This is a genomic window from Psychromonas sp. MB-3u-54 (genome assembly GCF_002836415.1).
Taxonomy (GTDB): domain Bacteria; phylum Pseudomonadota; class Gammaproteobacteria; order Enterobacterales; family Psychromonadaceae; genus Psychromonas.
In genome coordinates this window covers 1-14,268 of sequence record NZ_PJBP01000085.1, presented here as the reverse complement: position 1 = coordinate 14,268, position 14,268 = coordinate 1, and the positions used below count along the sequence as shown (strand labels likewise).

The window sequence follows — 14,268 nt, the reverse complement described above, 5'->3', positions numbered from 1 at the left end:
CTATTATATAGAAGTGAGGTTAACAGTCATTAATGCACAAAAAATTTATCTTCACAAAATGCTTAACTGTCAAGTGCTGAAATACTCATGGCTTTAATATAAGCAAAAACATTTTGACCAACCGCTAACCTTAATTCATTTAAGGATTTTATGGTTATTTTAGCCAGTATTTTTTGGTTTCCCGTGTTTAAGGTTAATAATACACTGCTGGTCGGCAGCTGTTCTATTTGTTCGATTCGCACGCGCAAACAGTTTTGCAGTGAACTAAATTCTAATTTTTGGGTCGCCAGAATCACATCTTTGCTTTCAATTTTGATTTGAATATCTTTCAGGATCAGGGGTTTTTCCATCGCGACAAAAACCGCCTGCTGATCAATTAAACCGTGCAGGACAGAAAACTCATCATCCCAATGGACAGCTTGTACATTGACCATTAAACCTGAATGGTTATGTTTTGCTAAGCTTAAATCCAGATTTAAAAACAATGACTGGGGACAGCCAATACTTTCAATCTCCCCCTGATTCATGAGGATCATGGTCTGGCTCAGGTAAAAAACTTCCTGCATTGAGTGGGTAATATAAATAATCGGAATTTTTTTACTGAGCTTTTTGATAAAGGGTAATAATAACTGTCTGCTGTGCTGATCTAAGGATGACATGGGTTCATCCATCAGTAATAAATCGGGGCCGGTTAAAATGGCTCTGGCAATGGCAATTCGCTGTTTTTGGCCTCCCGATAATTGCTGAATTTTTTTATTAATGAGCGGCTCAAAATCAAGTAATTCGGCTAATTCAGTAATAGTGTATAAACTGTTTTTTGCTTTTTTAGTGGCGAGTTTAAGATTACCCAGCGCATCAAGATGCGGGAATAAGCGCGGCTCTTGAAATACCATACCAATATGACGTTTTTCTGTTTTAATAAAGGTCGCATTATCCTGCCAGGTTTTTCCCCGCCATTCTAAAGCACCACAAAAACTATTATCCAAGCCAGCCAGAACACGGAGAAAAGAGGTTTTTCCCGCCCCCGAATCGCCAAAAACCGCACAAACGCCCTGCAGTTCCACTTGCCCTTGAAAATGAAACAGGGGTTTGTGCTGTGCTGATTTTTTAAGATCAAATTTAAGCATGGATCATTCTCTGTTGGCGTTTTTTTAATACACCGTAAATAAGCACCAGCAGGGTCATCGAAAAGGCTAATAAACCGAACGACAGCAGATGTGCCTGCTGGTATTGTAATGTTTCCACATGATCAAAAAGCGCAATGGACAGCAGTTGCGTCTCCCCCGGAATATTTCCGCCGATCATCAGCACCACGCCAAATTCTCCGACCGTATGCGCAAATCCGAGCGCGCCGGCAATAATAAAACTGGGTAAAACCATCGGAAAAACAACTTTGTAAAAGGTTTCTATCGGATTAAAACCCAATGTCGCTGCAACTTCGAGGTAATCTTTATCTAAATTGACAAAGGCACTTTGTAAAGGTTGCACTACAAAGGGTAAGGAATAAATAACGGAAGCAATTAATAAACCGACAAATGAAAAAGCCAGTGTATCACCGGTTAAGCTTAGCCAGAATCCACCGATAAAATTATCGGGTGAAAATGAAATAAGCAGATAAAAGCCTAATACTGTCGGGGGTAATACCAGGGGCAAAGCCACTAAGGCTTCAATAAAGGGCCGCAAGACAAAACGACTGCGGGCAAGCCACCAGGCTAATGGCGGCGAAATAATCAGCAAAATGAGCGTGGTTAACCCCGCCAGTTTAAAGGTCAGTATAATCGCGCTGTAATCTAATTCAGTTAACATATTTTATTGACAGATACCCTTTTGCCCGAATCAACCTTTGTATTGCTGTCGAAGTTAAATAAGCGATAAAATCAGTCGCCTCAGCCCTTTTTTTTGAACCGCTCAGCAGTACACCTTGTTGTAAAATAGGCTGATAATAGCTGGTTGGAATTAAAAAAAAGTTAAGTCCCTGATGCGCTAGCAATAGTGAATAGGCCACAATACCGGCTTTAACATTACCCGAATCTATAAATTGATAAGTCTGATTGATGTTAGCCCCTTGTACATAAGAGAACTGCTTCGATAAATTCAGGTGGTTAAGGGTTTGTTCAGCCGCCAAACCATAGGGTGCAAGATTCGGGTTGGCAATGGCTATCCGCCCTTTAATTTTTTGCAGGGTGCGCGCATTAACCGGCCCCTTATATTGTGGTGCCCAGAAGGCTATTCGCCCTTGTGCATAGGTAAAACGCGAACCGCTCACGCCTTTATTCGAGTCTTCGGTCAATTTTGCCCTTTTCAGATCAGCAGACAAAAATAGATCAAAGGGCGCCCCCTGCTGAATCTGATGATATAAAATACCCGTTGACGCACTTGATATTAATATCTTCTGCCCGGTTTCTCTCTCATAAAGTGCAGCAATTTCAATCAGAGTTGTTTTAAAATTACTGGCTACCGCAACTTTAATACTCGCTTGTACTGAAAAGCTGCAAAGTAAAAGAATAAAAAGCAGGCTATGGCTCATTTTTCTGAACATTTTTATGACCATTTATCCAGGGCACTATTGTCTGATTCTCGCGCATCAACCCAATAACTTATCCCCTGACTATTACACTCTTTTTTCCAGAAAGGAGCCTGGGTTTTGAGATAATCCATAATGTATTCGCACGCTGCAAAAGCGTCCTTACGATGCGCAGTGGCGATACCGACAAAAACAATCTGTTCGCTTAGTGTTAACTCACCAACACGATGGATCAGAGTACAGGCCAGAATATTCCAGCGCTGCTTTGCCTGAAGAACAATTTGAGCTAAGGATTTTTCTGTCATCCCAGGATAATGCTCCAGGGTTAAACCCGCCACTTGTTCTCCCTGATTCATATCCCGTACTAAGCCCGTAAAAGTGACCACTGCACCGACGCTCGATTGTTCACGTAGACAGTCGTATTCACGCTGTTGATTAAAATCTTCAGTTTGCACTCGAATCATCTTTAACCTCCCGTAACCGGAGGGAAAAAAGCAACTTCATCACCACTGCAAAGTACGACATTATCGGCCTGCATGGTTTGATTGACCGCGACCATTAATGACCCTTTTGAAAGTACCGACAACCAGTTGTTATCACGCAATTTCAAGTTTTCAAGCAGGGTCGTCAGATCGTTATTTTCAGCGCTCGGCAGCTGCAGTTCACTGAGACCTAACTGATCGCGTATTTGTGCAAAAAATAAAACCTTAATCATCACAATTCCTTATTTACTGGGATTTAAAGTGCCCGGATTTACCACCGGTTTTCTCAAGCAGTTTAACCTGAGTTATCACCATATCTTTTTGTACCGCTTTACACATATCATAAATCGTTAATGCGGCCACGGACGCCGCAGTCAAGGCTTCCATTTCAACCCCGGTTTTGCCGCTTAATCGGCATAAGCTCTGAATACGCACACGGTTAAATTCAGGCTCCGCCACTATCTCGACCTCTACTTTAGTCAACGCTAAAGGGTGACAAAGCGGGATAATATCAGAGGTTTTTTTTGCCGCCATAATGCCGGCTATACGGGCAGTGGCAAAAACATCACCCTTATGGTGCTGTCCGTTTAAAATTAATGCCAGCGTTTCAGTTTTCATTTCCACATAGGCTTGCGCAATAGCTTGACGCTGGGTGCTACTTTTGTCCGTGACATCAACCATATTGGCTTTGCCATCTTGATTAATGTGAGTGAATAAAGGGGTCATATTTTACCTTCTAAGTAATAGCTTATAAGTTTTCGAACATGTAAATCAACACTGCGTTTATGTATTAGTTTAAAACATTAAATTGTAAAGATGTTTCTAACTATGTTCACCGATTTAAAGACCAATATGGGGCATAAAATTACACGGCTTATGCTGAGAATTTAACTGTTCAACAATGATTTTAGACCAGGCGGTTTTACAGGCCCCAGTAGAGCCCGGCATACAGAAAATAACTGTTTTATTGGCAAAACCGGCCACTGCCCGACTTTGAATCGTCGATGAACCAATTTCCTGATAGGATACATGACGAAAAAGTTCACCGAAACCTTCAACTTGCTTGTCAAATAAAACCGCCACCGCTTCGGGTGTGGTATCACGAGAAGTAAAACCGGTGCCGCCGGTGATTAATACCGCTTCAATTTCCGGATCGGCAATCCAGATCGAGACAATGGCACGAATTTTATAGAGATCATCAATAACAATCTTTTTATCCGCCAGTAAATGACCCGCTTGTTGTAATGCCTGAGCCAGGTAACCGCCCGAGGTATCGGTTTCTTCGTTACGCGTATCAGAGACGGTTAATACTGCCATCTTTGAGGCTTTAAACTCTGTTGTTGAAAGGTGACTCATCTTTATTCCTTAGTATTTTGCAGTTTTTGATGGATTTCCAGACAATTTAACCATTGATCCGGAGTATTGCTGTTCTGGAATCTGTAATTCTGCTGTTGTATAACATTAACCGGTTGTATTTCCAGTGTTTTAAGCAAGCTGTAAAGGGAGTAATCTTTTTTCTGCGTTGCAGCTAAGGCTTCAGTCAGATAATTTTTTAGTGCTAAAGTAAGCGCTAATATCATGGGAAAGTTAGCCTGCTCATAAAACACGCCCTGCGGGTGTTTTTTAAATTCTGATAATAAACCAGCACATTGCGGTTTACCCATTAAGGGCATATCGACGGGTAAAATAAACAAAGCATCGTAATCATCATACAATGCTTCAACGCAGGCATGTAACCCGCCAATAGGTCCGCACTGCTGATGAATATCGGTAATACAGTTGAAATCAGGATAAAAACCACTGACCAAGGTTTTATCAAGATCAAGACCTTCAAGCAAATCGACAGCACGTGTTAATAAACTTTGTTCGGATAATTGTAACTTGGCTTTATCCTGCCCCATTCGGGACGACAAGCCACCCGCTAAAACAATGCCTGCAATTTTCAATCTATTATATCCAGCTGTCAAAAAAAAAGGAGCATAAATGCTCCCTTACGGTACCGGCAGTATACGCCATAAAAATCAGAATGATAACTTGATTACCAGCCTTCTATGCCCTCCATATTCGGCAGTCTGTGGGCAATCCCTTTATGGCAGTCAACACAGGTTTTTTCGCCCGACGCAAGTGCTGTAGAGTGTTGCTTTTTACTGCGGGTACCTTGTTCACTGAAATCCATAAAATCAAATTCATGACAGTTGCGACATTCCTGAGAGTTGTTTTTTTTCATTCGATGCCATTCACGATTTGCCAAATACCCCCTTCTAGCTCGAAATTTCTCTTCAGTATCAATAGTTCCCATGGCAAAAGCGACTAACTCTTTAGATGCTTGAACTTTGCGGATGATTTTGTCAGTCCAGTTATGGGGTACATGACAGTCGGAACAAATTGCACGTACGCCTGAACGGTTAGCGTAGTGGATAGTCTCTTTGATTTCTTTGACAATCGGCGCATGACAACCTGAACAAAATGCTTCTGTATTGGTCGCTTCCATGCCCGTATTAAAACCACCCCAGAAAATCACCCCGCCTAAAAAACCAATCAACAGGATAAATCCCATCGCGGCAGAAGAGGGTGATTTCATAATGGTCCATAACCGTTTCAATAAATTTAGCATAAGTAGTTTGCTCCTAACTTACTGTAGCGAGTCAACGGGTCGGAAAGTATTTCCCACCAAGGGTTTCGCATCTGCTTGAGTAACATGGCATTGTAAGCAGAAATAACGACGCGGTGATACATCGGATAACGTTGTGCCCTCACGCGTTTCAAAATGGGTAACACTGATTTTTGTTGCCCCCATGGCGCCCGCATTTTTAAAACTGTGGCAAGATAAACATTTATTGGCGTTCAGATTAACCTGATAACCACGGGTAGTATGAGGAATAACAGGCGGTTGTTGTACATAGTTTCGATCGACCGTTGAATGATCTCTCGGTACGCGTTTCATCGCTTCTGATTCATTGACTTCTGAAATTTGCTGGTAACCCCGCAGTGAAGTAACTCCCCCGTTATCGGTTTGCATTACCTCCCCAGCACTCCATACGGATGTACTAAGAACAAATAGACCTAAAGCCATCATCCCGGTCAGACATTTTTTCATAACTTTCTCCATCTTGCTGTTAATGCTAAATAACAACGAAGAATTTAAATATTCTACGGCACCAAAACAGACCTGCCTGGAAATTGATGCCGTAACTCGCGGATTAAACTTTCTTAGTGATTTTCACTGCGCATTTTTTATAATCCGTTTGTTTCGACAGCGGATCCGTTGCATCAAGTGTAATTTTATTCACTAACTGTTTCGCATCAAACCAGGGCATAAATACCAAACCTCGAGGCGGTCGATTTCGTCCACGCGTTTCAACACGAGACGTTAACTCACCACGACGTGAAGCCAGTACTATCTCATCACCACGTCTGACACCGCGCGCTTTAGCATCATCAGGATGCATAAACACCACAGCATCCGGGAATGCTTTATAAAGTTCAGGCACGCGACGAGTCATGGATCCTGAATGCCAATGTTCTAATACACGGCCGGTGCTTAACCACAAGTCATATTCTTCATCGGGTGATTCAGCGGGCGGCTCATAGGGCAGTGCGAAAATAACCGCTTTCTTATCCGGATGGCCATAGAACTGAACTTCACTGCCTTTTTCGACATAGGGGTCGTAACCTTCACGGAAACGCCACAGGGTTTCTTTGCCGTCAACAACAGGCCAACGCAGACCGCGCGCTTCATGATACTGATCAAAAGGCGCTAAATCATGGCCGTGACCACGTCCAAATGAAGCGTATTCTTCAAACAAACCTTTTTGAATGTAGAAGCCAAAATCACGCGCTTCGTCATTTAATCGCTCATCAGCGACTTCCTCTAAACCAAAAGCATCAACCTGACCATTTTTATACAGCACATCATATAAAGTTTTACCCCGCACTTCCGGCATTTTTGCGATAAGATCTTCCGTCCAAACTTCTTCAATTTTAAAACGTTTAGAAAATTCAACTAATTGCCATAAATCAGATTTTGCACCTTCGGGTGCTTTAACTTGTTGATGCCAGAATTGCGTACGACGTTCTGCATTACCATAAGCGCCCTCTTTTTCCACCCACATGGCAGTCGGTAAAATAAGATCCCCCATTTGTGCGGTGACTGTAGGGTAAGGGTCCGACACAACAATAAAATTTTCCGGATTACGGTAACCCGGAATAATTTCTTCATTAATGTTAGCCCCCGCCTGCACGTTGTTATTACACATTACCCAGTAGGCATTTAATTTACTGTCTTTAAGCATACGGTTTTGTAATACAGCGTGATAGCCAGGTTTAGGTTCGATTGTACCTTCCGGCAGTTTCCATAATTTTTCGGCAATGGCACGATGTTTAGGATTTGCGACCACTAAATCAGCAGGTAAACGGTGAGAGAATGTACCCACTTCACGTGCAGTACCACAAGCTGAGGGTTGACCTGTTAATGAGAAAGGTCCGGATCCGGGTTTAGAAATTTTACCGGTTAACAGATGCACGTTATACATCAAGTTATTTGCCCAAACACCACGGGTATGCTGATTGAACCCCATGGTCCAATATGAAACGACTCTCTTAGCCGGATCAGCATAAACTTTGGCCAATTCAATCAATTTCTCAGCAGGGACGCCTGACATTTTAACAGCATAATCAACATCAAATTCAGAAACATACTCAGCAAATTCATCAAAACTTATCGGCGTTGACGCGCCAGAATCTGGATTTTCAGCGGCTTTTTGTAAAGGGTCAGTCGGCCGTAAACCATAACCTATATCCGTTACACCTTTACGGAAATTGGTATGTTTTTCTACAAAATCTTTATCAACCGCATCATTTTGAATAATGTAGTTAGCAATAAAGTTTAGAATCGCCAAATCAGATTGCGGCGTAAAAATCATGCCATTATCTGCCAGTTCAAATGAACGGTGAGTGTAGGTAGACAACACATGTACGCTGACATCGGGGTTGCTTAAACGACGATCGGCTAAACGCGACCAAAGAATAGGGTGCATCTCCGCCATGTTAGATCCCCACAGCACAAACACATCGGCATTTTCAAGATCGTCATAACAGCCCATTGGCTCATCGATACCAAAGGTGCGCATAAAACCACCCACCGCAGAAGCCATACAATGACGCGCATTTGGATCTAAATTATTGGTACGAAAACCCGCTTTCATTAATTTAGAAGCAGCATATCCTTCCCATAACGTCCATTGACCGGAACCGAACATCCCGACAGATGTAGGTCCTTTTTTCTTTAAAGCATCTTTAAATTTATCAGCCATGATATCAAAAGCAGCATCCCATGAAACAGGTTCAAACTCGCCATTTTTATCATAGACACCATCGGTCATACGCAGTAAGGGAGTGGTAAGACGATCCTTGCCATACATGATTTTTGACAGGAAATAACCCTTTACACAATTTAAACCTTTATTGACCGGTGATTCAGGGTCTCCTTGTGTTGCCACTACTCGGCCATGTTGTGTGCCTACCAAAACACTGCATCCCGTACCACAGAATCTACAAGGTGCTTTTTCCCATTTTATTTTTGTTAAATCTTGACTTGCAATTAAATTACTCGCTGTTGCCGGTAATGCAATACCTGCAACAGCAGCTGCTGATGCTGCAGCCTGCGCTTTCATAAATTCACGTCTTGTAAATTTCATGTTGCTTCCCTACTCTTTGATGAAACCAAATGATTTAATTGAGTTTCCACTGTTTAACCAATTAATATTAAGATTCTAATTTTTCAAATTCATGATAGACAAGGCCGGTACTAAGCACCCCGTCTAACGCATTGATGGTATCAATCACTTCCATAATAACGCGTTGATGAGGCGCTTCTAGCACCACCACGGCCTTACCAATAGGTGACACAGTGATTAATTCAGCACCGTCTAATGCATTGATACTTTTTTCTATTTCCTGCCGTTTTTCAGGCCTGATATGAACAATTAAACTGGATACGTGCAATTCTTCCGTTTTCATTCTAATTCCTTTATAAGGACAGATGCAGTTGGACAAGGTGCCACACAGGCACCACAACCAGTACATAGATCAAGATTAATTTCAGGGACGGCACTTAACCCTATTTGGAAAGTGAGAGCCTGCGCTTCACAACTTTCACTGCAACTGCGACAATAAACATTTTCATAGGCTAAGCATGACCCGTCGATCTGAGCTTTTTTTAACCAGGGTGATAGTTTTGTAGAGATAAAAATTTGTTCCTGGCAAATATCAGCACACTGTCCACAGAAAGAGCATTCACCAACAGTGAAATCGATATTGGGATAACCACCATCACCCTTGACGATAATTTTTTCCGGGCAAGCGGTTATGCAATCGCCACATTGAGTACAATTTTTCAAAAATAAATCTACATTCGCAATCCAAGGCAATAAATGATTAACCGTCACTTGGTTATTCTTTTTAAATAATCTTCTTTTGCTGTTATCAAACTTCACTAAAAGACCTTATTTATTATGTGGCTATTGGCTAATGATTTATTATTAAGTAAAATAAACGATTGAGAAAAATATTCTTTACAGACGTGATTACTATTGATTTAGATCAAAAACTGAATACAAAAAAAGAGAGGTTGATCACAGTTTTACTTTATTTTATTTTTTATAGTATCTTGTATCTTTTTTTAGAGGCTTGGTTAGCTGTTTTTTTTAGAGGAGCGGTTGTCTTTTTTTGAAGGCTTGATTATCTGTTTTTAGAGGTTTTGTTATCTGCTTTTAGAGGTTTTGTTATCTGTTTTTAGAGGAGCAGTGGTATTTTTAGAGACTGAATTATCTGTTTTTTTAGCGGTTTTGTTATCTGTTTTTAGAGCAGCTGCTGTCTTTATTTTAGAAGCTCTGTTCCATTTTACTGTTGTTTCAATTTTAATACTTTAAATTACAATGTGTTAGGCATAAATAAAGCGAGCAACAAGCATTTGGAACAGAGCCGTTTTAGAACATATTATTATAAAAATTCAAGTTTAACCGCCAATAGATGCAAGGTGTGGCGTACCTCCCACTTCTCCGTCTGCCAAATAATGACTCACTTTTTTGGTTTGCAGTGACGCTAATATTCGTTGTTTGAGCTTTTCTTTATCTGCAGATGATCCTAATAGATCGCGTAAATCAACCCCTTCTTCACCGAATAAGCACAGATGCAGCCGACCTACCGATGAAACCCTTAAACGATTACAGCTTTTACAAAAATCTTTACTGTAGGGCATGATCAAACCAATCTCCCCCTGATAATCAGGATGGCAAAAAATTTGTGCAGGTCCATCATGACTTAGCGACTCTTTTTTCGACCAGCCATTTTCTAACAGATTTTTTTTAATCCATTCGCCGGAAAGATGATGTTTATTAAAGAATTCACCGTTATCTTCTGTCTGCATCAATTCAATAAAACGTAATTGAATGGGCTGATCTTTTATCCAGTTAATATACAAATCAAGGTCAATATCATTAAGACCCTTCATTAATACACTGTTAATCTTAACCTGTTTAAAACCCGCCTTGACCGAATCATTGACACCCTGCATGACTTTTTGAAATATATTTTTCCCGGTAATAAGGTGAAAAGTTTTTGCATCTAAGCTGTCGACACTGACGTTAATGGCATCGAGACCGGCATCAAACCAGGCTTGAGCATTATTACTTAAATTGTAACCGTTAGTTGTAGTGGCCACTTTTTTAATGCCTGGAATAGTGGCAATAGCTTCAATTATTTGCGGGAAATCTTTGCGTAAAGCGGGTTCTCCGCCTGTAATACGCACTTTATTAGCACCCAGTTCTGCAAAAGCATTGACTAAGTTGGTTATCTCCTGCTTGCTCAAAAACTGTTTTTCATGGGTTCGCTGATATCCATCGGGCAGGCAGTAATTACATTTAAAATTACAGACATCGGTTATCGACAGGCGTAGGTATTCAAACTTCCGATCGAAGTTATCAATAAGTTGTTGGCTCATGTTAAGTTCCTTTCCAAATACGGGAGGCAAAGACATTTCTCTCTTTACCCTTCTTGCACTGACCAAAACGTCAGACAAGCGGCTTAACAGACTTATTTACCTTAAAAAGGAAACTTAGTTTTATTAAGCTCGGAGCTGGTTTTAAAAAATGAGATTTATTTACCAAGGTAAATAAATCTGGAAACAGACAGTAAAATCTGACTTATTAATCATAAAAAGATCTGCTGCGCTTACTTGCTTTTTTAGTTATACTTTATTTTGGAGTATATATATACATCTCCTGAAGGACTTATCAATAATCGGTTATAAGATCTATGACTCAAGCACACCATAAAAGTATGAGAGAAATTCTGTTTAGTGCCGATATTTTTGTTAAAATACTTTTTTTACTTTAACCGCGAAATATATGCTTCCAGATTCCCTAAAAATAAAGATCCGGGCAGGTTATGCGCTTATTACGCAGGCTTTACCCCATTTTTCAACGCGTAAAGCACAGAATTATCTGGTCGCTGAAATCGCAAAAGTACTTGCGGGTGAATATGACAAATCACGACGCATACTGGTTGCAGAGGCCGGTACCGGGATTGGCAAGTCATTAGCTTATATACTTGCAGCGCTACCTGTCGCGCAACATGCAAAGAAAAAACTAATTATTTCGACTGCGACAATCACTTTGCAGGAGCAATTAATGGTTAAAGATCTGCCTTTTTTTTTGCGTCATAGTGAATTTAAATTCACTTTTACCTTAGCTAAAGGACGTCAGCGTTATTGCTGTGAACATAAACTGTTCAGCACCCAAGAAAACACTGAACAACAGACTCTATTTACCGAAAAACCACAAGCGGGTGATCAACCATTACTAACACGTCTGCATAAAGCGTATCTTGCGGGTAAATGGTTAGGTGATCGTGATAGTTGGCCGACGCCCATTCCAAATCGCGTCTGGCAACAGATTGTTTCCGATAAATTCAGCTGTAAACGCGCCCTGGCTAATCATCGCCAGTGTCCTTTTCATCGTGCTCGCGATGCTATTAATAAAGCGGATATTATTGTTGTAAACCACGCGTTACTGCTTGCTGATCTGGAGTTGGGAGGGGGTATTATTTTACCTGAACCGGATAACTGTTTTTATGTGCTGGACGAAGCCCATCATTTGCCAAAAATATCCAGAGATTTTTCCAGTGCACGTGCCAGTATTAAGGGCAGTCAAGATTGGCTTAAGAAAATCAACCAGCTAAGCCAACATATCAATAAAGTCATTAAACGCCACACGACTATCACACCGGGCATTAATATGCTCGAAAGCGCACAGGAAATAATAAAGGAGCTGAAAATTGTGGAGTTATTTTTTAACAATAACCCCAGCTACTTTAATGAATCAGATAAATACCGGTTTGCATTGGGGGAGTTACCCGAAACATTATATATCCCCGCCTGTAATTTAAAAGAAGAAAGTAAAAAATGTTTATCTGCTTTAAATAAATTGTCAAATATTATCAGTGAAGAAATCAAAGACGGTAATATTAAAACAAAAGATATTGAACCCTTGATGATTGAACTGGGGTTTTTCCAGCAACGCATTGAAAATATGCGTACGCTTTGGGTTATGCTGACCAGGGAAAAAACAACTAAACAAGCGCCTATCGCTGCATGGGCAGAAAGAGAGAAAGCAGAGATTTATTTAAATGCTTCGCCGATCGAGGTCGGAGGAATATTAGAGAAGATGTTTTGGTCACAGGCCGCAGGGATTATTTTATGCTCCGCCACGTTGACCTCGCTGAATAATTTTGAATACTTTAAGCGCCAAAGCGGGTTGAAAAGCAATGACGGCACACAATACTTGCGCTTAAAGTCGCCCTTTAATTACCCCGCTGTCCCTTTAATCGTAGCGGATATGGAACACGATCCGACTCAAGCGGGTTTTGATGATGAACTGCTTGAAAAAATAGAACATTATTTGCAGGATAAAGAGGGTAATTTAGTTTTATTTGCCTCCTACTGGCAAATGAATTTAGTGGCCGATAAACTCAATAAAAAATACCAAGAGGCTTTATTAATACAAGGTGTATTATCGCGCAGCAAACTTATCGAAACGCATAAGCAGCGCTGTGATCAAGGCAAAACAAGTATCATCTTCGGTACCGGCGGATTATCCGAGGGGCTGGATTTACCCGGTCATTATTTAACTAACTTGATTATTACCAAATTACCTTTCGCTGTGCCAAACTCTCCCGTTGAAGAAGCGCATTCTGAATGGATAAAAGCCCAGGGTGGCAACCCTTTTTTACAACTTTCGATTCCAGAAACAAGTAAAAAACTGATCCAGTCGTGCGGACGATTGATTAGAAAAGAAAATGATACAGGGCAAATTGTTATATTGGATAAGAGAGTAAAAACAAAACGTTATGGAAAAGGTTTGCTGGATGCGCTCCCCCCTTTCGCTATTAAATTTGAGAATAAATATTAATGACTGACATTTTTTTCGACCCCGGCACTTGGGCTTTACTTGTTTTTGTAGGCTTGATCGCAGGTTTTATTGATGCGGTCGTTGGTGGAGGAGGCATGCTGACGGTGCCTACATTATTAAGCTTAGGGCTACCTGCACATTTAACCCTTGGCACCAATAAATTATCGGCTTGTTTTTCTTCGGGTACCGCATCTTATACTTACTTTAGAAAACAATTATTTAATCCACAATTTTGGCGAAATAGTTTCTACAGTACCTTAGCCGGTGCATTTATTGGCACTGTGTTTGTTAATTTAATTGATACCCAATGGCTAGAAAAAATACTGCCTGTTATTATTTTAATTGTCGCTCTCTATACACTATTAAATCAGATGCATGATATTGATAATTATAAACTGCCTGAAAATAAATCTATTTTTCGCATAAAACAGATAATTCAAGGCGTTTTGTTAGGCTTTTATGATGGGTTCTCCGGTCCGGGAACAGGTGCATTTTGGGTGATTTCAAATATGCGCCTTTATAAACTAAACATTTTGCTGTCTAGCGGCATTGCAAAGGCAATGAATTTTACCAGTAATTTAACCTCCCTATTAGTGTTCATCTGTTTTGGTCAAGTAGACTGGTTGATTGGTTTAACAATGGGAGCCTGTTTGATGTTGGGTGCATACATAGGGGCTCATTCTGCCATTCATTTTGGCGCTAAATTTATACGTCCCGTTTTCATATTAATTGTGGTAATAATGGCCATTAAATTAGGGTACAGCGCATGGTTCAGTTAAGTTCAATTCAATTCAAT

16 protein-coding genes and 1 riboswitch are annotated in these 14,268 nt (G+C 40.7%); of the genes, 2 read left to right on the top strand and 14 right to left on the bottom strand.

Annotated elements, in window-relative coordinates:
* Positions 1-62: 62 nt before the first annotated feature.
* The 14 genes from modC to moaA form a co-directional block, all read right to left on the bottom strand.
* On the bottom strand, positions 63-1,127 hold the full coding sequence (gene modC / locus CXF72_RS01120; RefSeq protein ID WP_101036157.1) for a molybdenum ABC transporter ATP-binding protein: 1,065 nt from the start codon (positions 1,125-1,127) through the stop codon (positions 63-65).
* Positions 1,120-1,806, bottom strand: coding sequence for a molybdate ABC transporter permease subunit (gene modB / locus CXF72_RS01115; RefSeq protein WP_101036156.1), 687 nt, complete (start codon positions 1,804-1,806; stop codon positions 1,120-1,122). Before modB ends, modC begins: the two co-directional genes overlap by 8 nt.
* Positions 1,796-2,539, bottom strand: coding sequence for a molybdate ABC transporter substrate-binding protein (gene modA / locus CXF72_RS01110; RefSeq protein ID WP_232784844.1), 744 nt, complete (start codon positions 2,537-2,539; stop codon positions 1,796-1,798). The genes modB and modA overlap by 11 nt, the downstream gene beginning before the upstream one ends.
* Before the next feature lie 2 nt (positions 2,540-2,541).
* The gene (moaE, locus tag CXF72_RS01105) at positions 2,542-2,988 is read right to left on the bottom strand and encodes a molybdopterin synthase catalytic subunit MoaE (protein WP_101036154.1); all 447 of its coding nucleotides are present in this window, start codon (positions 2,986-2,988) and stop codon (positions 2,542-2,544) included.
* A 2-nt stretch (positions 2,989-2,990) separates the two neighbouring features.
* Complete coding sequence (locus CXF72_RS01100; protein WP_198552462.1) at positions 2,991-3,239, bottom strand: MoaD/ThiS family protein; 249 nt, start codon at positions 3,237-3,239, stop codon at positions 2,991-2,993.
* A gap of 13 nt (positions 3,240-3,252) precedes the next feature.
* The gene (gene moaC / locus CXF72_RS01095; RefSeq protein WP_101036152.1) at positions 3,253-3,732 is read right to left on the bottom strand and encodes a cyclic pyranopterin monophosphate synthase MoaC; all 480 of its coding nucleotides are present in this window, start codon (positions 3,730-3,732) and stop codon (positions 3,253-3,255) included.
* A 114-nt stretch (positions 3,733-3,846) separates the two neighbouring features.
* Positions 3,847-4,362, bottom strand: a complete 516-nt coding sequence (gene moaB / locus CXF72_RS01090; RefSeq protein ID WP_101036151.1) for a molybdenum cofactor biosynthesis protein B — start codon at positions 4,360-4,362, stop codon at positions 3,847-3,849.
* Between the two features lie 2 nt (positions 4,363-4,364).
* Entirely contained in the window at positions 4,365-4,952 is a 588-nt protein-coding gene (locus tag CXF72_RS01085) for a molybdenum cofactor guanylyltransferase (protein ID WP_101036150.1), read from the bottom strand.
* Between the two features lie 92 nt (positions 4,953-5,044).
* Positions 5,045-5,620: a NapC/NirT family cytochrome c gene (locus CXF72_RS01080; RefSeq protein WP_198552461.1), complete on the bottom strand. Its 576-nt coding sequence runs from the start codon at positions 5,618-5,620 to the stop codon at positions 5,045-5,047.
* Between the two features lie 18 nt (positions 5,621-5,638).
* The gene (locus CXF72_RS01075) at positions 5,639-6,103 is read right to left on the bottom strand and encodes a nitrate reductase cytochrome c-type subunit (RefSeq protein ID WP_101036149.1); all 465 of its coding nucleotides are present in this window, start codon (positions 6,101-6,103) and stop codon (positions 5,639-5,641) included.
* 103 nt (positions 6,104-6,206) lie between these two features.
* Positions 6,207-8,702, bottom strand: coding sequence for a nitrate reductase catalytic subunit NapA (gene napA / locus CXF72_RS01070; RefSeq protein WP_101036148.1), 2,496 nt, complete (start codon positions 8,700-8,702; stop codon positions 6,207-6,209).
* Positions 8,703-8,769: 67 nt separating this feature from the next.
* On the bottom strand, positions 8,770-9,024 hold the full coding sequence (locus CXF72_RS01065; RefSeq protein WP_101036147.1) for a chaperone NapD: 255 nt from the start codon (positions 9,022-9,024) through the stop codon (positions 8,770-8,772).
* Positions 9,021-9,500: a ferredoxin-type protein NapF gene (gene napF / locus CXF72_RS01060; RefSeq protein ID WP_101036146.1), complete on the bottom strand. Its 480-nt coding sequence runs from the start codon at positions 9,498-9,500 to the stop codon at positions 9,021-9,023. The genes CXF72_RS01065 and napF overlap by 4 nt, the downstream gene beginning before the upstream one ends.
* A gap of 521 nt (positions 9,501-10,021) precedes the next feature.
* Positions 10,022-11,005, bottom strand: a complete 984-nt coding sequence (moaA, locus tag CXF72_RS01055; protein ID WP_101036145.1) for a GTP 3',8-cyclase MoaA — start codon at positions 11,003-11,005, stop codon at positions 10,022-10,024.
* A riboswitch (molybdenum cofactor riboswitch) is annotated at positions 10,996-11,152 on the bottom strand. (Overlaps the previous gene by 10 nt.)
* A gap of 259 nt (positions 11,153-11,411) precedes the next feature.
* Between moaA and dinG the strand changes: the two genes are divergently transcribed.
* Together dinG and CXF72_RS01045 are read left to right on the top strand one after the other, a co-directional pair.
* Positions 11,412-13,472 (top strand): ATP-dependent DNA helicase DinG, encoded by a 2,061-nt coding sequence (dinG, locus tag CXF72_RS01050; RefSeq protein WP_101036144.1) that lies wholly within the window; start codon positions 11,412-11,414, stop codon positions 13,470-13,472.
* A complete protein-coding gene (locus CXF72_RS01045; RefSeq protein WP_101036143.1) occupies positions 13,472-14,251 on the top strand; it encodes a TSUP family transporter in 780 nt (259 codons plus the stop codon). The genes dinG and CXF72_RS01045 overlap by 1 nt, the downstream gene beginning before the upstream one ends.
* Positions 14,252-14,268 lie beyond the last annotated feature (17 nt).

Coding starts and splice junctions, on each gene's coding strand:
- modC (WP_101036157.1), bottom strand. CDS start 1,127: ATGCTTAAATTTGATCTTAAAAAATCAGCACAGCACAAACCCCTGTTT.
- modB (WP_101036156.1), bottom strand. CDS start 1,806: ATGTTAACTGAATTAGATTACAGCGCGATTATACTGACCTTTAAACTG.
- modA (WP_232784844.1), bottom strand. CDS start 2,539: ATGTTCAGAAAAATGAGCCATAGCCTGCTTTTTATTCTTTTACTTTGC.
- moaE (WP_101036154.1), bottom strand. CDS start 2,988: ATGATTCGAGTGCAAACTGAAGATTTTAATCAACAGCGTGAATACGAC.
- CXF72_RS01100 (WP_198552462.1), bottom strand. CDS start 3,239: ATGATTAAGGTTTTATTTTTTGCACAAATACGCGATCAGTTAGGTCTC.
- moaC (WP_101036152.1), bottom strand. CDS start 3,732: ATGACCCCTTTATTCACTCACATTAATCAAGATGGCAAAGCCAATATG.
- moaB (WP_101036151.1), bottom strand. CDS start 4,362: ATGAGTCACCTTTCAACAACAGAGTTTAAAGCCTCAAAGATGGCAGTA.
- CXF72_RS01080 (WP_198552461.1), bottom strand. CDS start 5,620: ATGCTAAATTTATTGAAACGGTTATGGACCATTATGAAATCACCCTCT.
- CXF72_RS01075 (WP_101036149.1), bottom strand. CDS start 6,103: ATGAAAAAATGTCTGACCGGGATGATGGCTTTAGGTCTATTTGTTCTT.
- napA (WP_101036148.1), bottom strand. CDS start 8,702: ATGAAATTTACAAGACGTGAATTTATGAAAGCGCAGGCTGCAGCATCA.
- CXF72_RS01065 (WP_101036147.1), bottom strand. CDS start 9,024: ATGAAAACGGAAGAATTGCACGTATCCAGTTTAATTGTTCATATCAGG.
- moaA (WP_101036145.1), bottom strand. CDS start 11,005: ATGAGCCAACAACTTATTGATAACTTCGATCGGAAGTTTGAATACCTA.
- dinG (WP_101036144.1), top strand. CDS start 11,412: ATGCTTCCAGATTCCCTAAAAATAAAGATCCGGGCAGGTTATGCGCTT.
- CXF72_RS01045 (WP_101036143.1), top strand. CDS start 13,472: ATGACTGACATTTTTTTCGACCCCGGCACTTGGGCTTTACTTGTTTTT.